Annotated in this window: 23 protein-coding genes and 2 tRNA genes; 7 read left to right on the forward strand and 18 right to left on the reverse strand. The window is 67.8% G+C overall.

All coding sequences use genetic code 11. The features are described 5' to 3' along the window. Position 1: 1 nt before the first annotated feature. On the reverse strand, positions 2-1,105 hold the full coding sequence (locus tag B0293_RS17945; protein WP_245191906.1) for a DNA glycosylase AlkZ-like family protein: 1,104 nt from the start codon (positions 1,103-1,105) through the stop codon (positions 2-4). 138 nt (positions 1,106-1,243) lie between these two features. On the opposite strand from B0293_RS17945, the gene B0293_RS17950 reads away from it, so the two are divergent. Genes B0293_RS17950 through B0293_RS17960 form a run of 3 tightly spaced genes read left to right on the forward strand, consistent with a single transcriptional unit; the run spans position 1,244 to position 3,520 of the window. Next, the gene (locus B0293_RS17950; RefSeq protein ID WP_005154531.1) at positions 1,244-2,242 is read left to right on the forward strand and encodes a helix-turn-helix transcriptional regulator; all 999 of its coding nucleotides are present in this window, start codon (positions 1,244-1,246) and stop codon (positions 2,240-2,242) included. A 10-nt stretch (positions 2,243-2,252) separates the two neighbouring features. Further along, entirely contained in the window at positions 2,253-3,107 is an 855-nt protein-coding gene (locus tag B0293_RS17955; RefSeq protein ID WP_005154530.1) for an ADP-ribosylglycohydrolase family protein, read from the forward strand. Positions 3,108-3,121: 14 nt separating this feature from the next. After that, entirely contained in the window at positions 3,122-3,520 is a 399-nt protein-coding gene (locus B0293_RS17960) for a helix-turn-helix domain-containing protein (protein ID WP_039916635.1), read from the forward strand. On the opposite strand, the gene B0293_RS17965 is transcribed toward B0293_RS17960, so the two are convergent. The 17 genes from B0293_RS17965 to dnaA form a co-directional block, all read right to left on the reverse strand. Beyond that, entirely contained in the window at positions 3,435-4,907 is a 1,473-nt protein-coding gene (locus tag B0293_RS17965) for a DHA2 family efflux MFS transporter permease subunit (RefSeq protein WP_005154529.1), read from the reverse strand. The genes B0293_RS17960 and B0293_RS17965 overlap by 86 nt on opposite strands. Next, entirely contained in the window at positions 4,904-5,071 is a 168-nt protein-coding gene (locus B0293_RS43725) for a hypothetical protein (RefSeq protein ID WP_005154528.1), read from the reverse strand. Before B0293_RS43725 ends, B0293_RS17965 begins: the two co-directional genes overlap by 4 nt. Continuing rightward, a complete protein-coding gene (locus B0293_RS17970; protein ID WP_005154527.1) occupies positions 5,068-6,396 on the reverse strand; it encodes an amidase in 1,329 nt (442 codons plus the stop codon). The genes B0293_RS43725 and B0293_RS17970 overlap by 4 nt, the downstream gene beginning before the upstream one ends. 81 nt (positions 6,397-6,477) lie before the next feature. After that, positions 6,478-6,981, reverse strand: coding sequence for a YbaB/EbfC family nucleoid-associated protein (locus B0293_RS17975; protein ID WP_005154526.1), 504 nt, complete (start codon positions 6,979-6,981; stop codon positions 6,478-6,480). Positions 6,982-6,990: 9 nt separating this feature from the next. Beyond that, positions 6,991-8,025 carry a hypothetical protein gene (locus B0293_RS17980; RefSeq protein WP_005154525.1) on the reverse strand — a complete coding sequence of 345 codons (1,035 nt, stop codon included), beginning with the start codon at positions 8,023-8,025 and terminating at the stop codon, positions 6,991-6,993. Between the two features lie 7 nt (positions 8,026-8,032). Beyond that, positions 8,033-8,404: a hypothetical protein gene (locus B0293_RS17985; protein ID WP_005154524.1), complete on the reverse strand. Its 372-nt coding sequence runs from the start codon at positions 8,402-8,404 to the stop codon at positions 8,033-8,035. A 321-nt stretch (positions 8,405-8,725) separates the two neighbouring features. Continuing rightward, positions 8,726-8,798, reverse strand: a tRNA-Ala gene (locus B0293_RS17990). A gap of 37 nt (positions 8,799-8,835) precedes the next feature. Further along, complete coding sequence (locus B0293_RS17995; protein ID WP_005154522.1) at positions 8,836-9,024, reverse strand: DLW-39 family protein; 189 nt, start codon at positions 9,022-9,024, stop codon at positions 8,836-8,838. Positions 9,025-9,266: 242 nt separating this feature from the next. Beyond that, positions 9,267-9,340, reverse strand: a tRNA-Ile gene (locus B0293_RS18000). 47 nt (positions 9,341-9,387) lie between these two features. Beyond that, complete coding sequence (locus tag B0293_RS18005) at positions 9,388-10,074, reverse strand: DUF3566 domain-containing protein (protein ID WP_005154521.1); 687 nt, start codon at positions 10,072-10,074, stop codon at positions 9,388-9,390. A 36-nt stretch (positions 10,075-10,110) separates the two neighbouring features. Further along, the gene (gyrA, locus tag B0293_RS18010) at positions 10,111-12,636 is read right to left on the reverse strand and encodes a DNA gyrase subunit A (protein WP_005154520.1); all 2,526 of its coding nucleotides are present in this window, start codon (positions 12,634-12,636) and stop codon (positions 10,111-10,113) included. 51 nt (positions 12,637-12,687) lie between these two features. Further along, on the reverse strand, positions 12,688-14,655 hold the full coding sequence (gyrB, locus tag B0293_RS18015) for a DNA topoisomerase (ATP-hydrolyzing) subunit B (protein WP_005154519.1): 1,968 nt from the start codon (positions 14,653-14,655) through the stop codon (positions 12,688-12,690). 219 nt (positions 14,656-14,874) lie between these two features. Further along, on the reverse strand, positions 14,875-15,366 hold the full coding sequence (locus B0293_RS18020) for a DciA family protein (protein ID WP_039916669.1): 492 nt from the start codon (positions 15,364-15,366) through the stop codon (positions 14,875-14,877). 273 nt (positions 15,367-15,639) lie between these two features. Continuing rightward, a complete protein-coding gene (gene recF / locus B0293_RS18025) occupies positions 15,640-16,794 on the reverse strand; it encodes a DNA replication/repair protein RecF (RefSeq protein WP_005154517.1) in 1,155 nt (384 codons plus the stop codon). A gap of 26 nt (positions 16,795-16,820) precedes the next feature. Beyond that, a complete protein-coding gene (gene gnd / locus B0293_RS18030) occupies positions 16,821-17,708 on the reverse strand; it encodes a phosphogluconate dehydrogenase (NAD(+)-dependent, decarboxylating) (protein WP_005154514.1) in 888 nt (295 codons plus the stop codon). Between the two features lie 39 nt (positions 17,709-17,747). Further along, entirely contained in the window at positions 17,748-18,881 is a 1,134-nt protein-coding gene (gene dnaN, locus B0293_RS18035) for a DNA polymerase III subunit beta (protein WP_005154513.1), read from the reverse strand. A 924-nt stretch (positions 18,882-19,805) separates the two neighbouring features. Continuing rightward, positions 19,806-21,437 carry a chromosomal replication initiator protein DnaA gene (gene dnaA, locus B0293_RS18040; RefSeq protein ID WP_005154512.1) on the reverse strand — a complete coding sequence of 544 codons (1,632 nt, stop codon included), beginning with the start codon at positions 21,435-21,437 and terminating at the stop codon, positions 19,806-19,808. A 602-nt stretch (positions 21,438-22,039) separates the two neighbouring features. Between dnaA and rpmH the strand changes: the two genes are divergently transcribed. From rpmH to yidC, 4 genes are read left to right on the forward strand one after another with little or no spacing between them, the layout of a single operon-like run. Beyond that, positions 22,040-22,183, forward strand: coding sequence for a 50S ribosomal protein L34 (gene rpmH / locus B0293_RS18045; RefSeq protein ID WP_005154511.1), 144 nt, complete (start codon positions 22,040-22,042; stop codon positions 22,181-22,183). 23 nt (positions 22,184-22,206) lie between these two features. Beyond that, the gene (gene rnpA, locus B0293_RS18050) at positions 22,207-22,617 is read left to right on the forward strand and encodes a ribonuclease P protein component (RefSeq protein WP_039916627.1); all 411 of its coding nucleotides are present in this window, start codon (positions 22,207-22,209) and stop codon (positions 22,615-22,617) included. A 4-nt stretch (positions 22,618-22,621) separates the two neighbouring features. Then, positions 22,622-22,927 carry a membrane protein insertion efficiency factor YidD gene (gene yidD / locus B0293_RS18055; RefSeq protein ID WP_005154509.1) on the forward strand — a complete coding sequence of 102 codons (306 nt, stop codon included), beginning with the start codon at positions 22,622-22,624 and terminating at the stop codon, positions 22,925-22,927. A 4-nt stretch (positions 22,928-22,931) separates the two neighbouring features. Then, entirely contained in the window at positions 22,932-24,050 is a 1,119-nt protein-coding gene (yidC, locus tag B0293_RS18060) for a membrane protein insertase YidC (RefSeq protein ID WP_005154508.1), read from the forward strand. Positions 24,051-24,065: the final 15 nt, after the last annotated feature.

A 24,065-nucleotide genomic window follows, 5' to 3' on the forward strand; every position in this document is an offset into this window, starting at 1 on the left:
CTCAAGAACTGAGATCGGCCACTCGCGACGCCCGGCTCTTCGGCGAATCCAAGCTGAAGCTCCGGGCGTCGCCCAGTCGGTCACGGACGAATTCCAGGGTTTCCGAGACCGTCTCGCGCAGCGCGGCGTCCTCGTCCCCGAAGAACCGGTAGACGATCTTGTTCGTCTCGGTGTCGAACTCCCACAGGCCGGCGAAGCGGCCTCGGTCGACGATCAAGTGGCTCGGCGGATCCGCCTGGCCGCCCAGCGTCTCCCCTGCGCGGCCACCCGGTACGGGTCGTTCGACGTCGGCGTCGTCGAGCAGCCGCGACATCTCGCGGTGCAGCAGATGGATGCCGTCGACCCCGGCGAGCAGCGCGTACGACGGCTTCGACGGCACGGTGAAGCCTTCGAACTCGACGGCGAGGTCCTTGGGCATCAGCAGATCGGTGCCTTCCAGCGGCACGAGGTCCAGTTGCTCCACGGCCTTCTTGGCGTGCGCCGCGGTGAAACCGGAGAACCAGCGGAAATGCTTGAGTGACGCCGGAGCGGCCCACGAGAAGTACCGCCGGGCCAGTTCGGTCCGCGCGGTGTCCATATCGGACAGTGCGCCGCGCGGGGACGGCGTCCAGCGGACATAGCCGTACCGCTGCTGGTCCAGCCGCCCGTTGACCGGGACGCGGCGGATGTCGCCGCGGGACTGGAGCAGGCCGAGCGCGAGCGGCAACGTCGTGGTGGTGCCGCGTTTGCGGCCCGCCTCCCCGAGATTGCGCACCGCCGATCCGGCGGCGTCCTTGATCGCGGCCGGGCCGAGCGGTTCGGCGGACGCCTCGAGCAGGTCGGCGACGGTGACGCACAGCTGCTCGATCTCGGCCTGCGTGACGCCGAGGTACTTCTCCGCGGCCGCGAGTTCGCCCGCCGGTGCCCCGGCGCCGACGGTCAGGCCGAGTTCGAAATCCGCCGAGGGAAGCACGTAGGTGCAGCCGCGGGCCGAGGGCAGTTCGTGGACGGCGAGCCGGGCGACGTCCGCGTCGACCGTCTCGCGATCGAGCCGGGCCCTGGCGAACAGCCCGAGATAGGGCGCCGAACCGCCGATCGAGCGCATCCAGCCGGTTCGCTCCAGCACGTCGGCCGCCGATGACCCGTGCAGCGATCCGTCGAGACCTTGACGATGTGCCCACCACGCGCAGCTTGTCGGTCGCCATGACTCCACGGTATGGGTATTCGCTGACACCGCGCAGCCTGAGCCTGGCACGATCGAAAGGTGCGCAGACGGTTCTCGGAAGGTTCTCCGATCGCGTCGACGGTGGTCACCGGCGACGACTTCGGCGAGCTCGAGCACACCTTCCAGGCGTTCCTCGCGCCGGACTCGGTCAAGCTGCACACCCCCGCGCCCACCGGAACCTTCGACATCTCCCAGCTCAGCGGCCTCCGCATCCCGGGGATCCACCCCAACGGCCTGTCGGTCTACGAGCTGACGCTGGACTCCGACGTCGTCTTGCAGGGCGAAGAGACTCCGGACGCGTACACCGTCGTCGTGACCCTCAGCGGCCGGAGCCAGGTCCGGATCGACGGCGAGATCGTCCCGGCGCGGCACGTCGTGACCGGTCCGGAGACGCGGTTCCAGACCAGGTACGACCATCCCGACATCCTGCTGCTCCGCCTGGGCAAACAGCTGATGGCGGACACGATGCGCGAACGGCTCGGCGAGGCGCCGACGGAGACCCTGCGGTTCGATCCGATGATCACCTCGGACCTGGGCCAATGGATCACCCTGCTCCAGACTTTCAGTGAGACCGCCGCGTCCGGGCTGTTCGACCGGTCGCCGCTGGCCGCCTCGCATTTCGAGAAACTGCTGCTGCACGGGCTGCTCGACACCCAGCCGCATTCGCTGTCCGGCGAGCTCGCCGAAGAACGGCCCCGGCCGAGGTCGACGGCGGTGCGCCGCGCGATGACCTACTGCGAGGAGCACGCCGCCGAACCGGTGTCGATCGGCGAACTGGCGATGGCCGCGCGGGTCAGTGTGCGCGCGCTCCAGCTGGCGTTCCGGACGGAACTCGGGCTGACGCCGATGGAGTACCTGCGCCGGGTCCGGCTCGACCACGTGCACCAGGACCTGCTCGCGATCGCGCAGGGGCGCGCCGAAGGCACGGTCACCGACGTCGCGCTGCGATGGGGCTTCACGCATCTCGGCCGGTTTTCCGGTCTTTACCGCGACGCCTACGGCAAACTCCCTTCGGAAACGGCACGACTCACCGCCTGAAGGAGCACGGATGCTGGTCGAACTGGCCATCGGCGACGCGTACGGGGGCTCCTTCGAGCACGCGTACCCGAGTTTCGTCGCCGAGCACAACACGATGGCCGGTTACGTGCCGCATCCCGGCCAGCTCGGCGTCCCGGCCGGCCGCTACACCGACGACACGCAGATGACGATCGCGATCGCCGAACTGCTCGTGTCCGGGCGCCGGTGGACGCCGCTGATGCTCGCCGAGCAGTTCGTCCGGGCGTATCACCGCGATCCGCACGACGGCTACGCGCCGCGTTTCCATCAGCTGCTCAGCGAGGTCCGGGACGGCGAAGAGCTGCTTCGACGGCTTCAGCCGCAGAGCGACAAGAGCGGGGCGGCCATGCGCGCCGGGCCGATCGGGCTCCTGCCGACCGTCGACGACGTCCTCTACCACGCGAAACTCCAGGCCAGGATCACGCACGACACCCCGGCCGGGATCGCCGCGGCGCAGGCGGCGGCACTCGCCGTGCACTACTGCCACCACCGCCTCGGGCCGACGGCCGAGGTCGCGCGGTGGGTCGAAGGGATCCTTCCCGAGGACGTCGGGCACGGCGGCTGGGCGCGGCCGTGGTCGGGCAAGATCGGCCCGCAGGGCTGGATGAGCGTCCGCGCCGCGCTGACCGTGCTCGCCGCGGGCGGCGGTCTCGCCCGGATGCTCCACACCTGCGTCGCGTTCACCGGCGACGTCGACACCGCCGCGACCATCGCGCTGGCCGCCGCGTCCCGTTCGCCCGAGGTGGCGCAGGATCTGCCGCCGGTGCTGTGGCGCGATCTGGAGAACGGCGAGTTCGGCCGCGACTACCTCGCGAGGCTCGACGAGCGACTTCTTAGGGTTACCTAACCTAGACTGATCACATGACTTCCTTGACGCCGGTCCGCGAGGCCGCCGACCATTTCGGGCTGGCGATCTCGACCCTGCACTACTGGGAGCGCCGCGGGCTGATCACCGCCACCCGCCGTTCGGGGCAGCGGTTCTACGACGACGACCAGCTGTATCGCATCGCGATGATCAAGCGCTGGCGGCGGACCGGCGGGCTCGGCCTGTCCAAGATCACCGAGCTGCTCGCCGAACAGCACCGCTGGCGTGAGGTGGTGGCGGGTCAGCTCGCCGAGATCGAACGGGAGCGTGCGCGGCTCGACACCGCGCACGACTACCTGGTCGAACTCCTCACCTGCCGCCGCGAGGGGAGCCTTGAGGACTGCCAGTGGTTCCGTGACCGGGTCGACCTGCCCGCGCACGCGGCGGCGAGCTGAGTCCCGGCATCGCCACCGCCGCGACCACGGCCGCGGCCGCGAGGCAGACGGCGGAAGCGAAGAACGCGGCGGTGTAGCCGTGCACCTGCGCCTCTCCCGGCGGACCGCCGGTCTGCCAGGTCGCGGTCACCGCCGCCGCGAGCGCGGTCAACGCGGCGAGGCCGATCGCGCCGCTGGTCTGCCGGACGGTGTTCAGCAGACCGGCGGCCAGGCCGTTCTGCCACTCCGGCACCCCGCTGGTGGCGGCCACGGTGATCGGGGTGAAGGCCGCGGCGGTCCCGAATCCGAAGACCATCCCGGGCAGCAGCACGGAAACGACGTACGAGGCGTGCGGCCCGGTCAGCGCGGCGACTCCGGCGAGCCCCGCCGCGCCGATCGCGCAGCACAGCGTCGTCGCGCGCCGGGGTCCCAGCCGCACCGACAACCCGCCCGCCGTCTGCGCGCCGGCGAACATCGCCACGCCCACCGGCAGGTACGCCAGGCCCGCCCGCAGCGGCGAATACCCGTGGACGTCCTGCAGGTACAGCGAAAGCAGGATCGGGCTGGCGAGGAAACCCAGCCCCAGCAGGAAGATCACCACGTTGCCGCTGCTGACCGACCGCAGCCGGAAGATCCCGAGCGCGACCAGCGGTTCGTCCGCCCACCGATGCTGGTGCAGCAGGAAGACACCGAGCAGGACGAGCCCGCCGAGCAGCGGCGACAGGACGGACCCGCTTCCCCAGCCATCGGCCGAAGAACCCATCACCGCGTAGACCACGCCGACGAGTCCCGCCGTCGACAGCACGGCGCCGAGCACGTCCAGCCTGCCGCGAGGGCGGCTTCGATCCCTCGGCGGCAGCACCGTGGCGGCGAGGACGGCCACCACCCCGATCGGGACGCTGACGAAGAACACCCAGCGCCAGCCCGCCCACTGGGTCAGCAGTCCGCCGATCACCGGCCCCGCCGCGGCACCGGCCGCGCCCACCGCGCTCCAGGTGCCCAAGGCCCGCGCGCGGCGCTCGGGTTCGGTGAACGTCGTGGTCAGCAGGGACAACGTCACCGGCATCAGCAACGCGCCGCCGAACCCTTGCACGGTCCGGGCGACCAGCAGCGTTTCCGGCGAGGCGGCCAGCCCGGCGGCGAGCCGCGCGACGGTGAACAGGCTCATCCCGAGCACGAACATCCGCCGTACCCCGAATTCGTCGCACAACCGGCCGCCCAGCAACAGGAAACCGGCGAACGCGAGCGTGTAGGCGTTCACCACCCAGGTCAGCGCGCCGGACGAGAAGCCGAGGCCGAACCGGATCGCGGGCAGGGCGACGGAAACGATCGTCGCGTCGAGGATGACCACGAACGATCCCGAGCAGGCCAGCGCGAGCACGGCGCCCTCACCGGGACGGCGCGTCATGCCGGTGCCCCGTTCGGCACCGGCGCGACGCCGCGATCCATCGGCACCGCGTACAGGGATTCCACTGTGGACAGCCAGCGTAGGCGTGCCAGCGCTCGTTTGTCGGACTCGTCGGCCGGGAGTTCCGCCTTGGCCAGCACGAGATCGATCAGTTCCGGGGTCATCGCGCCTCCTGGATCGCGGCACCGGCACGCAGGACGGTCGCCTCGTCGAAGAGGCGGCCCGCGAGTTGCAGGGACAGCGGCAAACCGCCGCCGGTCCGCCCCATCGGTATGGCGAGGACCGGATTCGCGACGCCGTTCCAGTACGGCGTCGTGATCTTCTCGAAGACTTCCGCGTTCTGCTGTCCGGCTTCGTCGGCGACGTCGTCGAGCAAGGGGGCGCCGATCGACGCGACGGGACTCGCGATCACGTCGACATCGTCGAAGAGGTGCGCCAGCTCCTGCCGCACCACCTGCCGCACCCGTTGTGCCTGAACGTAATCCGCGCCGGACACCAGTGCCCCGGCCGCGAAGATCCCCCGCGTCGAGACACCGAAGTCCGGCCACCTCGCGCTCAATTCGGCTCGGTGGTGGGCGAGGGCTTCGCAGCTCGCGGTGACCAGCACCGCGGTGGTCAGCTCGTTCCAATACGGCAGCGAGACCTCGACCAAGGTGGCCCCCAGGTCCTCCGCGAGGGACAGCGTTTCGTCGAAAACACGCTCCAGCGCGGGGTCGGCGTCTTCGGGGAAGTGGTGCTCGCGGACGACACCGATCCGCAGCCCCGCGAGGTCACCGGTGAATTCCGGTGCCACGAAAGGAACTTCGGCGATGACCGCCAGCAAGGCCGCGCAGTCGCGAGCGGTACGGGCGAGCGGGCCGATGCGGTCGAGGGTGTGGGCCAGCGGCACACAACCCGCTCCCGAAACCCGCCCGTAGGTCGGCATCAGCCCGGTGACCCCGCAGAACGCGGCGGGCATCCGGATACTGCCGGCGGTGTCCGAGCCGAGCCCGGCGAAGAACATCCCGGCGGCGATCCCGCTCGCCGTCCCCGAACTGGATCCGCCCGCCCAACGCTCGGTGTCCCAAGGGTTCCGCGGGATCGGGAACGGTTCGGCGCGGTCCGGGACCCCGCAGCCGAACTCCATCGTCGAGGTCTTCCCGACGATGACCCCGCCCGCTTGCTTCACCCGCGTCGTCACCGCCGCGTCGATGCCCGGCCCCCAGTCGAGCACGACGCTCTGGGCGGTCGTCGGCCCCTCCGCGACGGCGATGAGATCCTTGACGCCCAGCGGGATTCCCTGCAACGGCCCGCGATCCACACCGGCCGCGAACTCGCGGTCCGCCCGCCGCGCCGACGCCAGCGCGTGCTCGGGGAACCGGGTGACGTACACGCCGAGTTCGTCGGCGACGGCCAGCGCGCGTTCCGCCAGTTCGACGCTGGTCACTTCTCCGCGACGCAACGCCTGCCCGGCTTCGAGCACCGAGCCCTCGTGTTCTGTCCGCACCACGACCCCTCCGGTCCGGCGGCGCCGGAGTGGCGCCGCCGGGACCAGGGTGCAAACTGAAGCGCGGTTGAGCGCAAGGCCGTTCTACCAGGAAGGGTTGTACCGCAGGCCTTGCTCGTAGTACTGGTCGTCGGATTCCGCCGGCGCGGACTGCTCGTCCTGATCCGGCCCGGCCGGTTCTTCCGAGCGGTCCTTGAGGACGACGTTCTCCGTCTCCGCCAGTGCCCGGCGCGGCGCGGGGGAAGCCGGTTCGCCCGTGTCCTGGTACGACGGCGTGAACCCGAGCCGCCAGCGGAGCCTGTCGGTGATGTACCCGGCGTTGCCGATCGGCGCCATCAGCTCCGCGCTGCGTTTCGCGGATCCTTGCTGCGCTTCCTGGTAGGTCCGCATGACGGCGTCCGCGATCTCGGCGGGCGACATCCGCGACGCGGAGTCGCCGACTCTGAGCCGCGTCATCACGCCGTCCGTGTTGACCGAAACGGAAACGGCACCGTCCGGCGAGGAGGCGTCCACCGACAGGGCGGCCAGTGCCTCGAGCATCGCTTGGCGGTCGGCGGGCGGTTTCTTGGGCGCCGGTTTGTCGGCCACGATCCTCCGTCAGTCCGTCGGCAGCGGTGACAGCTCCATCGGCGGCTGCTCGATCTTGCCGTCGTTCGAGATGTCGACGTTCTTGTCCCGGACCCGCTTTTCCGTGTCCTTGTCGGTGTTCTCCGTTTCGAAGTTGCCGGGATCGAAGGTCTCGCCCGGGCTGACATCCGGCGGATCGGGGATGATCGGCAGGTTGTTGATCTCGACGTTGATCTTCGAGATCAGCGACTCGGTCGCCCGGAACATGCTTTCCCTGATGTTGACCACGCCATCGTGGAAGCTGTTGTAGATGCTTTCGGGGCTGTCCCCGACGATGTCGGCCTGCACGGTGGCCGCGGTGGCGAGCCCGGCACCGGCCGCGGCGCCGGCGACCTGGACCCCGTTCGCGGTGGTGAAGAACGCCGCCGCGGTGAGGCCGCCCGCCGGTGGCACGGCCGCCACGAGCAAGGCGGTGACAGCGGCCGCGAAGGTCGCCGCCAGCGCCTTCTGCAGAGCGGATTCGTCTTGCCGTTCCTTGTCGTCCCGGTACTTTTCCGCGGCGGTCAGGTAGGAGGCGGCCAGGTTGCTCAGGTCTCCCCGAGCGGTCGCGATGGCGTCGCGCGCGGCCACGATGTCGGCTTCCAGCACGGTGAGTTTGGTGCCGACCCGGGCATAGGTGTTCACCAAACCCTGGATGTAGCTCTTGGCGCTTTCGGCCCCTTCACCGCGCCACTTGAGAAGCAGGGCGAGAGACCTGTCGAGCGGCGCTTTCGTGTCCTGGAAGGAATTCCAGAGACCTTCGTAAGCCTCGATCATGGTCTGCAGGCTGTTCTCTCCGACGAGCTCCGCGTCGGAGAACTCCAGGAAGAAGTCTCGGACCTGCTCTTTCCGCCCGCCGCTCCAATCGACGTCGCCGCCGAAGAACTGCATGAAAAGGAGATCCGTCGCGGCGATGGCCTTTTCGGCGCCCGCGGTGAGATCGTCGGAGATCCCTTCGAGGAGTTCGTTGTTGCCGCCGTCTTCGGAGGCGGTCTCCGCGTCCAGTGCGTTGAAGTACCCGTCCATCCCCGCGCTACCCCTGTTCCCCGTGCGCCAGGCGGTTCATCCGCTGCTTGTTGTCTTCGTCGACGGATTCGTAAAGCTCCGCGACCCGCGCCAGTGCGTGGCTGGCGTCCTGCGTGCTCTGGTGCAATTTCGCGAGCATCTTCTCGACCGCGGCGCGGTGTTCCTCGTACGCCGCCGAAACGCCACGCATGCCCAACGTCTTCCCGAACGCGGTGTCCGGCGCGAACATCCCGGGGAGAAAGCCGCCCGTGATCGGGTCGGGGGCGGGCACGTCTTGCCCTCTCACCCCGGTGTGCGCGCCGCTGACGATGTCGGCGGCCTTCCCCAGTTCCCTGCTCGACGCCCTGAGATCGTCGAGGTCGGTTTCGAAACCGATCATGGTGTCACCTCGCTGTCCGGAATTTCACCCCCATGTAAGCAGCGTTGACTTGGCTGGGAGCCCGACTTCGCGATCCGGATCGGGTGACGAATGTCACCGCTCGGGTAGCTTTTCTACTGCTCGATTTCGCGATTCGGCCGAGGTGGACTGAGCCGGATCACCCCGCTGTACGGGTTCTCGTTTAGAGGCGTCCCGTCATAGAGGCTTCGCTCAGGTTTTCCCGGTGCCGTCTGCGGCGGCGGAGAGCACTTTCCGGGTGGAAGCCTGGGAAAACGACAACGGCTTGGCCTGAGGAAACCCTCTGGCCAAGCCGTTTTTCTGTGGAGCTGAGGGGAATCGAACCCCTGACCCCCGCCTTGCAAAGGCGGTGCTCTACCAATTGAGCTACAGCCCCGAGTCGCAGGCGATCATGATAACCGCCCGCGGGAAACTCAGTTGTTGCGGGACGCGTCCGCGGCCTTGGTCGGCGCGCTTCCGTTGGTGGAAACGGAGCCGAGCGGGCGCTCGGTCGGCGCGGTGGCCTCACGCCAGAGGTCGGCCTCAGCCTTGGCGGCCTTGTTGCGCTTGACCACGAACAGCACGCCGCCCGCGATGACCGCGAGTGCCAACAGCTTCTTCATCAGAAGCCCCCTCTTCCTGCCGAGTTGCTCCGCTTACCCACCGATGCTACTGCACCACGTTCCACGTGGAACCAATCCCCCACGGCAATGCTCCGCAACCCGCAACGGCCACGCGCCCCAACACCCGGGGGGTCCAGGGGGGCGGAGCCCTCCCTGGCGGGGGTCTGGGGGTTCGACCCCCAGAAACGAAAAACACCCGATCGAGGTTTGCGTTGTCCGCAAACACGACCGGGCGAATCGGGTGGGCCCACCAGGACTTGAACCTGGGACCTCTTCGTTATCAGCGAAGCGCTCTAACCGCCTGAGCTATGGGCCCGAACGAGGAGAAGATTACAGGACGCCTCGCGGCGTCCTGCAACCGGGTCACTCTCGTTCGGAAAGGGTTACTTCGAGGCCTCCGGCGAGGTCGGCGGAGACGTTGTAGATGAACGCGCTGACGGTGGCGAGCGCCGAGATCAGCACGATGTTGATGGCGCCGAGGATGGCCGCGATCCCGAAGACTCGGCCGGCGCTGATCAGCGGGTCGGCCGGCGCGTCGGCCCCTTCTCCGCCGACGAGCGACGAATAGGTCCCGTTGAGTTTGTCCCAGACGCCCATGCCGTCGAGGACGGTGTAGAGGACGCCGACGGCGACGAGCCACACGAAGAACAGTGCGACGCCGAGGACGAGGGACAGTTTCAGCACCGACCAGGGGTCGAAGCGTTTGATCTGCAGGCTGGCGCGACGCGGTCCGCGGCCGGGGCGGCGGAGCGCGGTGGGGGCGGCGCGGGTGCGGGAGGCGGACGGGACAGCGGAGGGGGCGGGTTCGCCCTCTCCGCTGTCGCCGAAGAGCCTTCTCGCGGCGGTGCCGCTGACCCCGTGATAGTCGGTCACTGTTGTCGCGTCCTGCTTCGGTTCCGAGTGGGCCACGTCTTCGGTGGCGACCGAAGACACCGAGACCGTCTGCTCACTGGAGCCTTCGGGTTCCCCGGCACCGCTGTCACGCTGCCAAGGCGGGGTCGACGAACCCGCCTTCGCGCCGCCTGCTTCGGGCTTCTCGGATGGTGTCACGAGGTGTCAGTCCTTACCCAGTACGTGGGGCGTCGTCTACTCCTGCTCCGACGCCGGGGCTTCTTCTCCTTCAGTACTACCTGCAGTGGCGACGTCTGAGGGCTCGTCCGCGTTGCGTGCGACCGCGAGAAGAGTGGTTCCTTCGTCGAGATTCATCAGCCGCACCCCCTTCGTCTGCCTGCCTGCCTTGCGCACCTGTCCGGCCGAAGTGCGGATCACCCCGCCGCTGGAGGTGATCGCGTAGAGCTCGTCTTCGGCGTCGACGATGACCGCGCCCACCAGCCTGCCACGTTTCTGGTCGTACTGAATGGTGAGCACACCCTTGCCGCCGCGGCCCTGGACGGGGTAGTCCTCGGTGGGGGTGCGCTTGGCGTAGCCGCCGCCGGTGGCGACGAGGAGGAACTTGTCCGGCTGGACGACGTTGACGCCGAGCAGTTCGTCGCCGTCGTTGAACCGCATGCCGAGCACACCGGAGGTCGCGCGGCCCATGGGGCGCAGGGCTTCGTCGGTGGCGTGGAAGCGGATCGACTGGCCCTCGGCGGACACGAGGAGCAGGTCGTCCTCGGCGGCCGCGAGGACCGCACCGACGAGTTCGTCGCCTTCGCGCAGGTTGACGGCGATGAGGCCGCCGGCGCGGTTGGAGTCGAAGTCGGTGAGCTTGGTCTTCTTCACCAGGCCGCGGCGGGTCGCGAGCACGAGGTACGGGGCGACCTCGTAGTTCGGGATCTCGATGACCTGGGCGATCTTCTCGTCGGGCTGGAACGCGAGGAGGTTCGCGACGTGCTGGCCGCGCGCGTTGCGGTTGGCCTCGGGCAGGTCGTAGGCCTTGGCCCGGTAGACGCGGCCCTTGTTCGTGAAGAACAGGATCCAGTCGTGCGTGGAGCAGACGAAGAAGTGCTGGACGATGTCGTCCTGTTTGAGGGTCGCGCCCTGGACGCCCTTGCCGCCGCGTTTCTGCGAGCGGTACAGATCGGTTTTCGTCCGCTTGGCGTACCCCGTGCGGGTGATGGTGACGACGACGTCCTCGACGGCGATGAGGTCTTCGACCGAGACCTCGCCGTCGAACGGGATGATCTTGGTGCGCCGGTCGTCGCCGTACTTGTCGACGATCTCCTGGAGTTCCTCGGCGATGATCGTCCGCTGCCGCTCGGGCTTCTCGAGGATGTCCTTGAGGTCGGCGATCTCGAGTTCGATCTCGGCCAGGGTGTCGATGATCCGCTGCCGCTCCAGTGCCGCGAGGCGGCGGAGCTGCATGTCGAGGATCGCCGTCGCCTGGATCTCGTCGACGTCGAGCAGGCTCATCAGGGCGGGCCGGGCCTCTTCGGCCGAGGGCGACCGCCGGATCAGGGCGATGACCTCGTCGAGCATGTCCAGCGCCTTGACCAGGCCGCGCAGGATGTGGGCGCGTTCCTCGGCCTTCCGCAGCCGGTAGCGGGTCCGGCGGACGATGACCTCGATCTGGTGCTTCACGTAGTGCCGGATCATCTGGTCCAGGCGCAGCGTGCGGGGCACGCCGTCGACCAGGGCCAGCATGTTGACACCGAAGTTCTGCTGCAGCTGGGTGTGCTTGAACAGGTTGTTCAGCACGACCTTCGCGACGGCGTCGCGTTTGATCGTGACGACGATCCGCATACCGCTGCGGCTGTTGGACTCGTCGGCGATGTCGGAGATGCCGGTGAGCTTGCCGTCGCGGACCAGGTTCGCGATGTTCTCGACCAGGTTGTCCGGGTTGACCTGGAACGGCAGCTCGGAGACGACCAGGATCGTGCGGCCCTTGGCGTCTTCTTCGACCTCGACGACCGCGCGCATGCGCACGGAACCGCGGCCGGTGCGGTACGCGTCCTCGATGCCGGAGGTGCCGAGGATCATCGCCTTGGTCGGGAAGTCCGGGCCCTTGATGCGGACCAGCAGCGCGGCGAGCAGTTCGTCGTCGGTCGCCTCGAAGTTCTCCAGCGCCCATTTGACGCCGTCGGCGACCTCGCGCAGGTTGTGCGGCGGGATGTTGGTCGCCATCCCGACCGCGATCCCGGAACCGCCGTTGACCAGGAGGTTCGGGAAGCGCGACGGCAGGACGTCGGGTTCCTGGGTGCGGCCGTCGTAGTTGTCGGAGAAGTCGACGGTGTCTTCTTCGATGTCCTGCAGCATGTGCATCGCGAGATGCGCGAGCCGGGACTCCGTGTACCGCATCGCCGCGGCGGGGTCGTTGCCCGGCGAACCGAAGTTGCCCTGGCCGTCGATCAGCGGGTACCGCAGCGACCACGGCTGCGCGAGCCGCACCAGCGCGTCGTAGATCGCGGAGTCACCGTGCGGGTGGTAGTTGCCCATCACGTCGCCGACGACGCGGGAGCACTTGTTGTACCCGCGCTCGGGGCGGAAGCCGGAGTCGAACATCGAGTACAGCACGCGGCGGTGCACCGGCTTGAGGCCGTCCCGCACGTCCGGCAGCGCCCGCGACACGATGACGCTCATCGCGTAGTCGATGTAGGAGCGCTGCATCTCCTGCTGGATGTCGACCGGTTCGATCCGGTCGTGGTCCGGCGCCGGCGGCAAGGTTTCCGTCATGAGGTCCTTCTCGTGGGAGCAGTCCTAAAGGGACAAAAGAGCGGGACGTCGCTAGACGTCGAGGAAGCGCACGTCCTTGGCGTTGCGCGTGATGAAGGAGCGGCGCGCCTCGACGTCCTCGCCCATCAGGACGGAGAACAGGTCGTCGGCCTGCGCGGCGTCGTCCAGGGTGACCTGGCCGAGCAGCCGGTTCGCCGGGTCCATCGTGGTCTCCCACAGCTCTTCGGCGTTCATCTCGCCGAGACCCTTGTAGCGCTGGATCGCGTCGTCCTTGGGCAGCTTCCGGCCGGCCTCGACACCCGCCTGGATGACGGCGTCGCGCTCGCGGTCGGAGTACGCGTACTCCGGCTCCTGCCGCGGCCACTTGATCTTGTACAGCGGCGGCCGCGAGAGGAACACGTGGCCGTGCTCGATCAGCGGGGTCATGAAGCGGAACAGCAGGGTGAGCAGCAGCGTGGTGATGTGCTGGCCGTCGACGTCGGCGTCGGCCATCAGCACGATCTTGTGGTAGCGCAGCTTCTCGAGGTCGAACTCGTCGTGGATGCCGGTGCCGAGCGCGGTGATCAGCGACTGGACCTCGGTGTTCTTGAGGACGCGGTCGATACGGGCCTTCTCGACGTTGATGATCTTGCCCCGGATCGGCAGGATCGCCTGGTACATCGAGTCGCGGCCTTCCTTGGCCGAACCGCCCGCCGAGTCACCCTCGACGATGTAGAGCTCGCATTCCGACGGGTTGGTCGAGCGGCAGTCCTTGAGCTTGCCGGGCAGCCCGCCGATCTCCAGCGCGCCCTTGCGGCGGACCAGGTCGCGCGCCTTGCGGGCGGCCATCCGCGCGTGTGCCGAGGAGATCGACTTGTTGATGATCGTCTTCGACTCGGTGGGGTTGCGCTCGAACCAGTCGGCCAGCCACTCGTTCGACGTCTGCTGCACGAACGTCTTGGCCTCGCTGTTGCCCAGCTTGGTCTTGGTCTGGCCTTCGAACTGCGGCTCGGACAGCTTGATCGAGACGATCGCGGCGAGACCCTCGCGCACGTCGTCACCGGTCAGGTTGGCGTCCTTCTCCTTGAGCAGCTTCTTGTCGCGCGCGTACGCGTTGACGACGCGGGTGAGCGCGGCGCGGAAGCCCTCTTCGTGCGTGCCGCCCTCGTGCGTGTTGATCGTGTTGGCGAAGGTGTACACCGACGGCGTGAAGCCGTTGTTCCACTGCATGGCGACCTCGACCTCGAGGCCGGTGCCCTTGGCCTCGAAGGAGATCACGTTGGGGTGGATCGGGTCCTTGCTGCCGTTGATGTGCTTGACGAAGTCTTCGAGACCGCCCGGGTAGCAGTAGGTCTTTTCCTTGACCCTCGCCGCCTGGCCGGAAGCGTCCTCTTCGGTCTCTTCGTCGGCGACGCGCTCGTCGCGCAGCGAAAGGGTCAGGCCCTTGTTGAGGAAGGCCATCTCCTGGAGACGACGGGAAATCGTCTCGAAGTTGTACGTCGTGGTCTCGAAGATGCTGCCGTCGGCCCAGAAGGTGATGACGGTTCCGGTGTCCTCGGCCGGGCCGAGGTCCTGCAGTTCACCGGGGATCTGGTCGATGTACTCCTGGCGCCAGCTGTGCCCGCCGCGTTTGACCTCGGCGATCAGCTTGGTCGAGAGCGCGTTCACCACGGAGACACCGACGCCGTGCAGACCGCCGGAGACCGCGTACGAGTCGCTGTCGAACTTGCCGCCCGCGTGGAGCACGGTGAGCACGACTTCGAGGGTCGGCTTCTGCTCCTTGGGGTGGATGTCGACCGGGATACCGCGACCGTCGTCGACGACGCGCACCCCGCCGTCGGCCAGCAGGGTAACCTCGACCTTGGTGGCGTAACCGGCCATCGCCTCGTCGACGGAGTTGTCGACCACCTCTTGGACGAGGTGGTGGAGGCCGCGTTCACCGGTGGAACCGATGTACATGCCGGGACGCTTGCGGACGGCTTCGAGACCTTCGAGCACCGTGATCGACGACGCGTTGTACTCGCTCTTGTTCTCGGTCACAGGCGTTGATTCTCCTCGTCTACCCCGAGCGGAAGCTCGCTCGTCTCCAGTGTACTTGGCCGCGTCCGCAGACATGCGGCAAGGACACCCCTGATTTGCTCACAGGCGCGCTAATTCGTTCGAAGAAGAGTCTTGACTCATCCGAAGCACTCTGAGCGGCTTCTCGGGGCTTTGGCGGCACGGTCTCCGAAGCACAGGCGCGGCGAAGCGCAAGTCGGGTCAGCCGTACGTGTCACGCGGTCCACGCCCCGGGACGTGCCGCGGCCCTTTCCGCCAGCTGGGCGCCGTCGGCCCCTGTATCCGCATCTTCTTCACCACGCCGTGCCCGACGCCTTTCGCGATCTTCGCCAGCAGCTGGCTCTGAAGCAGGCGAAGCTGCGTCGCCCACGCCGTCGAGCTGGCGCGCACTGTCAGTTCGCCGTCCTTCAAAGCGACCGGCTGGGCATGTTCGGCGACCTCGTCACCCACGAGCCGGGCCCAGTGGCCGAAGACCTGACCGTTGGCCAGCCGCGTGTTCCAGCCGCGGTCCACCGCGATCCGGGAGGCGAGCCTGCCGAGCGGTTGCGGGTCACGGATGTCGGCGCCAGGTCCTGACCAGCGACGACGGCGCGAACTCTGGCCGTTCGCACCGGACCCTCCTCCGGTGATACGGCCACGACGCACACCTGGTTCAACTCCGCGGGCCTTCGCTTTGGCTTTCGCGGCGTCCAGAGCGGCACGTGCGAGGTCACGACCGGTAGTCGGCTCGTTGCCTTCAGTGCCGGTTGGGCCGTTAGATACCGAGGGCCGTTCACTCTGCGTGTCGAACAAGGCTCCCTCACTCGGGTTACCGCCCGAGCGGGGGGTGTCAAGCCGCTTATCAGGCCCTTTGGTCACACGGGGCGATAACGCGTTCCCGGTGTTATCCACACTGTCCACAGGTTTGTCCCCAGATCGGTGGGCAACTGCTGTGGCGCCGATCACCCGGGGTGTCCGCCGCGCGGATCACCCTCGGTTGATCTCACCATCCGCCACGAGGAATCGGTGCCCGGCCAGCTCGGCGGGTACGTCCTCGTCCACGGCGGCGGTCACCAGTACCTGCTCGGCACCGGCCGCCACCTCCGCCAGCCGGGCCCGGCGACGCCGGTCCAGCTCGGCGAACACATCATCCAGCAGAAGCACCGGTTCCCCGGCCTCGCCACGCAGGAGCTCGTAGCTTCCCAGACGCAACGCGAGGGCGAACGACCAGGACTCCCCATGACTCGCGTAGCCCTTCGCCGGCGCTTCGCCGAGGATGAGATCGAGCTCGTCCCGATGCGGGCCGACCATGCTCACCCCGCGTTCCAGCTCCAGGTTCCGGGACCGTTTCAGCGCCTCGACCAGCACTTCCTTGAGTACGGCTTGGTCGGCGCGGGGACCGTCCGGGGTGCCGTAGCCCTCTGGCATCGCTTCGCCCAGGCTCGACTTGTACGCGATCTTCGCCGGTCTCGAATCGGGCGCGACCCCCATGTACGCGGAGGCCGCGTACGGCGCGAGGTCCGCGATGAGGTTCAGCCGAGCCGCCAGCAACGCGGCCCCCGCGACCGCCAGGTGGTCGTCCCAGACGTCGAGCGTCGACAACGCGTACGGGTCTTCACGTCCCGTACGCCGCTTGCCCGCTGTCTTGAGCAGGGCGTTCCGCTGCTTCAGGACCTTCTCGTAGTCGGCGCGGACCCCGGCGTACCGGGGCGCGCGCAGCACGAGGAGTTCGTCCATGAACCGGCGGCGCTCCCCGGGATCCCCGCGCACGAGTGCCAGGTCCTCCGGGGAGAACAGCACCGTGCGCAGGATCCCGAGCACGTCACGCGGCTTGCCGACCGCGCCGCGGTTGACCCGCGCGCGGTTCGCCCTGCCGGGGGTGATCTCCAGCTCGACCGTCAGTTCGCGGTCCTCGTTGACCACCGCGACCCTGATCAGCGCGCGTTCGCATCCGTGCCGCACCAACGGCGCGTCGGTCGCGACGCGATGCGAACCCAGGGTCGCGATGTAGCCGATCGCCTCCAGGAGGTTCGTCTTGCCGCGGCCGTTCTGTCCGACGAGGACGGTCGGGCCGGGTTCGAGCGCGAGATCGGCTTGTGGCCAGGACCGGAAGTCGGTGACCTGGAGATGTCTTAGGTACAAGCTGTCTGCCTAGTGGCCGGCCGTCGTCACTGGACCTTTTTCACGGCGTGGCCGCCGAACTGGTTGCGCAGCGCGGCGACGGCACGCATGGCGGCGGAGTCCTCCTGGCGCGAGGCGAACCGCGCGAACAGCGCGGCCGAGATGACCGGCGCCGGGACCGCGTTGTTGATCGCCTCTTCGAGGGTCCACCGGCCTTCGCCGGAATCCTCGACGTAGCCCTCGAGGTCGTCCAGCTCCGGGTCCTCGTCGAGCGCGCGGACGAGCAGGTCGAGCAGCCACGAGCGGACGACCGTCCCACGCTGCCAGCCCTTGATCACCGCGGGCACGTTCTCGACGACCTTCGCGGCTTCGAGCAGCTCGAAGCCTTCGGCGAAGGCCTGCATCATGCCGTACTCGATGCCGTTGTGGATCATTTTCGCGTAGTGACCGGAGCCCACGGCGCCGGCGTGCGAGAAGCCCTCTTCGCGCGGCCCCTCGGGGCGAAGCGCGTCGAAGATCGGCATGGCCTTCTCGACGTCCGAAGCCGCGCCGCCGACCATCAGGCCGTAGCCGTTGTCCTTGCCCCACACGCCACCGGAAACCCCGCAGTCGAGGTAACCGATCTGCTTCGCGGCGAGGAGGTCGCCGTTGATCTTGTCGTCGGTGTACTTCGAGTTGCCGCCGTCGATCACGAGGTCGCCCTCGGACAGCAGGTTGCCGAGCTCCGCGACGGTCTGCCGGGTGGGTTCACCGGCGGGCACCATGATCCAGACGATCCGGGGACCGTCCAGTTTGGACACCATGTCCTCGAGTGACGTGGAGTCGGTGACGTCCGGGTTGCGGTCGTAGCCGATCACCTCGTGACCGGCCGCACGCAGCCGCTCACGCATGTTGAACCCCATTTTGCCGAGGCCGATGAGTCCCAGCTGAGCCATGAAGATCCCCTTTGGTGCGAAAGAAAAATCGACGACCGGTCAGCCAGGGAGGCGGACCGGCATCAGCAGGTACAGGTAGCCGGGGACGACGTTGCCCTCTTCGTCGGCGGGCTTGATCAGCGCCGGCCGGTTCGGAGTGGTGAACGTCAGTTCCGCGCGGTTCGCGTTCAGCGCGCCGAGCCCGTCGACGAGGTAACCCGGGTTGAACGCGATGGTCACCGGCTCACCCTCGTAGTCGACCTGAAGCTCTTCTTCGGCCGAACCCTCGTCGTCGCCACCGGCGGAGAGCCGCAGCGAACCGTCCTTGAACTCCAGCCGCACCTGGGTGCCACGCTCGGCGACCAGCGAAACACGCTTGATCGACTCGGCGAGCGCGGAAACCTCGATGACCGCGCGCGACGTGTGCTGCGCGGGCAGCAGCTGCCGGTACGGCGGGAACTCCGCGTCGAGGAGCCGGGTCGTGGTGTAGCGGCCGGAACCGGAGAGACCGAGGAGGCCCTCACCGCTGGCGAGCGCGAGGCGGATCTTGGAACCGCTGGCGCCGAGCGTCTTCGCGGCTTCGGCGAGCGTGCGCGCCGGGACGAGCACGGCGGCGTCGGACAGGCCCTCGGCCGGCTCCCAGGTGAACTCGCGCATCGCGAGCCGGAACCGGTCGGTGGCGACCAGGGTCAGCGACGAGCCGGAGATCTCCAGCCGCATCCCGGTCAGCATCGGGAGGGTGTCGTCCTTGCCCGCGGCGACGACGACCTGGGTGACGGCCTGGCCGAAGGCGTCGCCGGTGAGCTCGCCCGCGAAGGCGGGCTGGGACGGGAGCTGCGGGTAGTCCTCGACCGGCATCGTCGGCAGGGAGAAGCGCGCGGAGCCGCAGGTGATGGTCGCGCGGGCGCCGTCGACGGAGATCTCGACCGGCTGCGCGGGCAGTGACTTGGTGATGTCGGCCAGCAGACGGCCGGAGACCAGGAGGCGGCCGCCGTCGGCGATGGTGGCCGGGACGCCGACGGTGGCGGAGACCTCGTAGTCGAATCCGGAGACGGTGAGTGCGTCACTCGTCCCGTCGGATCCCGCATCGAGCAGGACACCGCCCAGCACCGGGACCGGAGGCCGCGACGGGAGGCTTCTCGCCACCCACGCGACGGCGTCGGCCAGCCCGTCACGCTCGACGCGGATCTTCATGCGCGCTTCCTTTCGACAGCCGAGCCCCTGACGGCTCGAAAGCTCAACGGGTCACCTCGGCCGGAGAGCGCGATGGCCAGGTGCCTCGCAGGTTCGTTCGGTCCGTGCGAGGACGCGAACGCACGTCGACACGCAGACCAGGTGCAGGGACCCACGTTAGGCCGTCCCGGGTGTCCGCGTCACCTCGGCCTCCCCTTGCTTTTGTCGACAAGACGACACGGCTCTCCGGCTGTCCCCAACTTCGTCCTTCGCCTGTTTTTGTTTTGTTCTCTTCTAGAGAAGAAGAAAAGACAGCAGTAGTAATAGGTGTTGTGGATTGTGTGGACAAGGCTCGTTCGCGCAGGTCCGGGCACGTCGAAGCCTGTGGACTCCGGGTGTGTACGGACGGTGGACAGCTCGGGCCGTCGGTGGATGGTTTCGGGCCACGCTCGATCTGTCCACAGTCATCCACAGTTGTCCCCACGGTTATCCCCAGTTGTGCGGCGATTTGTACCCAGGGGCTGTGGGCCCGGTTCGTGACCGGAATCGCTCGGGAGAGTGATCAGGGCGGCTCGCGTCACCCTTGTGCACAACATGTGGGCAACCTGGGGACAGCGTGTGGATCTTGGTGTGGAAATGCTGTGGATTGCCTGTGAGTGCGATGTGGACGGAAACCCGATCGCCGCTGGTCTTCCCGTCGCGGGAGTTGTGCACAAGATACCCACAGCATGTGGATTCCCTTTGTACACAAGGGAAATTCAAAAGTGCGTGTACGCACGTTCCGCGTCTTCCGCACACGTACGTGGTCTCGGTCAGGTACCCAGCCTTCGCGGCTCTAAGCGTCCTTCTGACCTATGTAGACGGCCGTGGGAGCCGGAAGAGGGCATGAAGAAGGGGCTCCCACCTGGACGGTGAGAGCCCCTGAAGTCCTTGTGTGCTAAGGAATTACTGCCGTGCGCGCTGCTTGATCCTGGAGGTCAGCTCCTGGACCTGGTCGTAGATACGCCGTCGTTCGGCCATCTCCTTGCGGATCTTCTTGTCCGCGTGCATGACCGTCGTGTGGTCGCGGCCGCCGAAGGTCTGCCCGATCTTCGGCAGCGACATGTCCGTCAGTTCGCGGCAGAGGTACATCGCGATCTGACGCGCGGTCGCGAGCGCCTTCGTCTTTCCGGGCCCGCAGAGATCGTCGAGGGTGACGTCGAAGAACTCGGACGTGACACCCATGATGGTCGGCGCGGTGATCTCCGGCGCGTGCGAATCCGGGATCAGGTCCCGGAGCACGATCTCGGCGAGCGCGACGTCGACCGGCTGCTGGTTCAGCGACGCGAAGGCGGTGACGCGGATCAGCGCGCCTTCGAGCTCCCGGATGTTCGCCTCGACGCGCGAAGCGATGAACTCCAGGACCTCGCCCGGAACCGCGAGCCGGTCCTGCGCGGCCTTCTTGCGAAGGATCGCGATCCGCGTTTCGAGTTCCGGCGGCTGGATGTCGGTGATGAGACCCCACTCGAACCGCGTGCGCAGCCGGTCTTCCAGCGTTTCGAGGCGCTTCGGCGGGCGGTCGGAGGAGACGACGATCTGCTTGTTCGCGTTGTGGAGGGTGTTGAAGGTGTGGAAGAACTCTTCCTGCGTACCTTCTTTGCCTTCCAGGAACTGGATGTCGTCGACGAGCAGGATGTCGATGTCGCGGTAGCGGCGCTGGAAGGCGACCTTGCGGTCGTCGCGCAGCGAGTTGATGAAGTCGTTGGTGAACTCTTCGGTCGACACGTACCGCACGCGCATGCCGGGGAACAGCCGCTGCGCGTAGTGCCCGACGGCGTGCAGCAGGTGGGTCTTCCCGAGTCCGGACTCTCCCCAGATGAACAGCGGGTTGTACGCGCGGGCCGGTGCTTCGGCCACGGCGACCGCGGCCGCGTGCGCGAAGCGGTTCGACGCACCGATGACGAAGGTGTCGAACGTGTACTTCTCGTTGAGCTTCGTCTTCGACGTCTGCGGCTGCGCCGGCGCGGTGTAGGGCTGGCCCGCGATCGGCTGGCCGGAGAACGTCGGCCAGATCTCGGTCACGGCGGCGAGGGCCTCGCCCTCTTCGTCGACTTCTTCATCGCTGTCATCGCCGTCGTTCAGGCTGTTGTCCACCGGCTGCTGCCTCGGCGGCCTCGGCTTCGGAGGCTCGGGCCGGGGCCTGGTCGGGGACAGCATGCCGTCACCGTCGGGCAGCGGCGGGGTACCCGGCACCGGGCCGGAACCGTTTTCCACCCGACCGGGTGAAGGGTCGTAGCGAGGACCGGGAGCGGGCGGCGGCATCGAGGTGTGCGTCTCGGTGCTGTCGACCTTCACCGCGAGCGAGACCGCGCGGCCGAGCCGGCGCGAGAGGGCTTCGGTGATCGCGCCGCGGAGGGCGCGTTCGATCGCTTCCTTGGCGAAGTCGCTGGGGGCGGCGAGGAGCGCGGTGCCGTCGAGCAGGCCGATCGGCCGGGTCACCCGCATCCAGGCGCGCTGCTGCGGGGAGAGGGTGCCATCGGACAGCTCGCGCACGACCTGTTCCCAGATGACGCCAAGATTGTGCTGGTGATCGGACACCTGCCTGACTCCCCTCCCCTCATTCGGTGCGTGCGTGAGATCACTCAGCGGCCCGAAACGCCGGGTCGAGCGTCATCATGGCCCGATCGGCTCATGCGCACAGCAAATATCCACATAGTTGTCCACAGCTGTGCACTAATGTACGGCGACCCGCGGTGAGCCCACCTGCGGGATCGACGTATGCCGACGGGACGCCTCCACATCCCCAAGGACACCCGGGCGCCTGCACCGTTCCACCTCGGCGAAAACCCGGGAGGGGCACGCTAACAAGCCCCGCTCGTTGCCACAAGGCATCCTCGCGCGCAAGCATTTCACGGTGTACGGCGTGTTGCCATTCGATGCCCGCGCGTCGTCGGTGATCACTCTCCCGGTACGGTCGCGGTCCGTGGTCGAGGGGGTGCCTGCCGGGCTCCGGCGGTGGGTGCGTACCCTCGTAAGGTCTCCCGTATACAGCGGGGGCGTTTCGCGTGCCCACGTTGTCGTCGCTCGACGTGACGAGGCCACACGTTGGTAGGAGACACCAGAGACTGCCGTGCGTCAGCACGACACGCCAGGAACGGGTCGAACCGTTCCCGGCGGCCGAGAAACAGGAGAAGTTAGTCGTGAGCAAGGGTAAGCGCACCTTCCAGCCGAACAACCGCCGACGCGCCCGGGTCCACGGGTTCCGGCTGCGGATGCGGACCCGCGCCGGCCGGGCCATCCTGGCGGCTCGCCGTCGCAAGGGCCGCGGCGCGCTGTCCGCCTGATCCGGCCGCCGTCGAGGGACGTCGTGCTGCCGGCCGCCGCACGGTTGCGGCGCAGTGAGGATTTCCGTGCCGTGATGCGGCGTGGGGCCAAGGCAGGCAGGCGCCGCCTCGTCGTCCATGCGTTGACCACGGACCCGTCCGATGCCGCCGAAGCGGCGCGGGCGGGTTTTGTGGTGAGCAAGGCCGTCGGCAATTCGGTGGTGCGCCACCGGGTGAGCCGCCGGTTGAGGCATCTCGTTTCCGACCGGATCGGAACACTGCCGCCCGGGAGCTCGTTGGTGATACGGGCACTACCACCGGCCGCGGACGCGTCCAGCGCGGAACTCGGCTCGGACCTCGACGCGTCGTTGCGGCGTCTCGGGCTGTCCGGGCCTTCCGCCGTCACCGGGAAGCCCCGCCAGACGCGACCCCCCGACAACGGATCAGCGGTGTAACGGCATGCGAGCCACCGAGAACGAGACCACCGAAGACGCCCGGCCCGGACCGGTGGCATGGGTGCTGCTCCTGCCCGTCAAGCTGTACCGCAAGGCGATCTCCCCCTTTCTTCCTCCGGCGTGCCGGTTCTACCCGAGCTGTAGCGCGTACGCCGTCGAGGCACTGACCCGGCACGGCGCCGGCCGCGGCACCTATCTCGCGGTCCGGCGTTTGCTGCGCTGTGGCCCATGGACCATGCCCGGCCGCGATTCGGTACCCGAGACGTTCTCGTGGCGCCACCGCCGACCTGAAACACCGATCGAGGAGTAGCTCAGTGCTCGACTTCATCTACTACCCCGTGTCCTTCATCTTGTGGTGTTGGCACAAGGTCTTCGGGTTCGTGCTCGGCGAGTCGAACGCGATCTCCTGGATCCTCGCGATCATCTTCTTGACGTTCACGGTCCGCGGCATCATGTTCAAGCCGTTCGTGAACCAGGTCCGGTCGATGAAGAAGATGCAGGACTTCGCGCCGGAGATGAAGAAGATCCAGAAGAAGTACGCGAACGACCGGCAGCGCCAGGCGATGGAGATGCAGAAGCTCCAGAAGGAGCACGGCGTCAACCCGCTGGGCAGCTGCCTGCCGATGCTGCTGCAGATCCCGGTCTTCATCGGTCTGAACCACGTGCTGCGGATGTTCACGATCAACCCGTACGGCGGCCCGAAGACCGAGAACTACTTCTTCACCCAGGCCGGTGTCGATTCGTACGTCCACGCGAAGATCTTCGGTGTCACCCTCGGCGACGCCATCTACACCGGCGTCGGGGTGGTCAGCGGTGGCAACACGGTCGCCGGTTTCCACTGGGGCGTCGCCCCGGTCGCGATCCCGCTGATGATCGTCGCGAGCATCGCCACGCACCTCACCGCGCGTCACTCGGTCCAGCGTCAGAACCCCGAGTCGGCGACCCCGCAGACCGCGATGATGAACAAGCTGACGATGTACATCTTCCCGCTCGGTGTCCTCGTCTTCGGTGCGCTGTTCCCGGTCGGCCTTCTCTTCTACTGGCTCGCCAACAACGGCTGGACCCTGATGCAGCAGCGCCTCGTCTACACGCGGATCGACAAGGAAGAAGAGGCCCGCAAGGAAGCCGAGAAGGAGAAGCGCGCGAACCTCGGCCCGAAGCCGGGTCAGAAGCCGACCGCGCCGCGCCCCGGCCAGAAGCCCGTCCAGCAGAAGAAGAACAAGCCGTCCTCCACCGGTCAGGTCAAGAAGGCGGGCTCGGCCCACGGCTTCGCCCAGACCGGTTCGACACAGACCGGTTCCGCCGCCGCGGAGAAGAAGGACACCACGAACGCATCAGCCGAGCCGTCGACGAACGGCTCGAAGGAGAACGGCGCGGAGACGCCCGGTCTCATCTCGGACTCGACTAAGAAATCGGGCCGGAAGCGTCGCTGACGCCGATCCGGGCTG

This window comes from Amycolatopsis azurea DSM 43854 (genome assembly GCF_001995215.1).
GTDB classification, from domain to species: Bacteria; Actinomycetota; Actinomycetes; order Mycobacteriales; family Pseudonocardiaceae; genus Amycolatopsis; species Amycolatopsis azurea.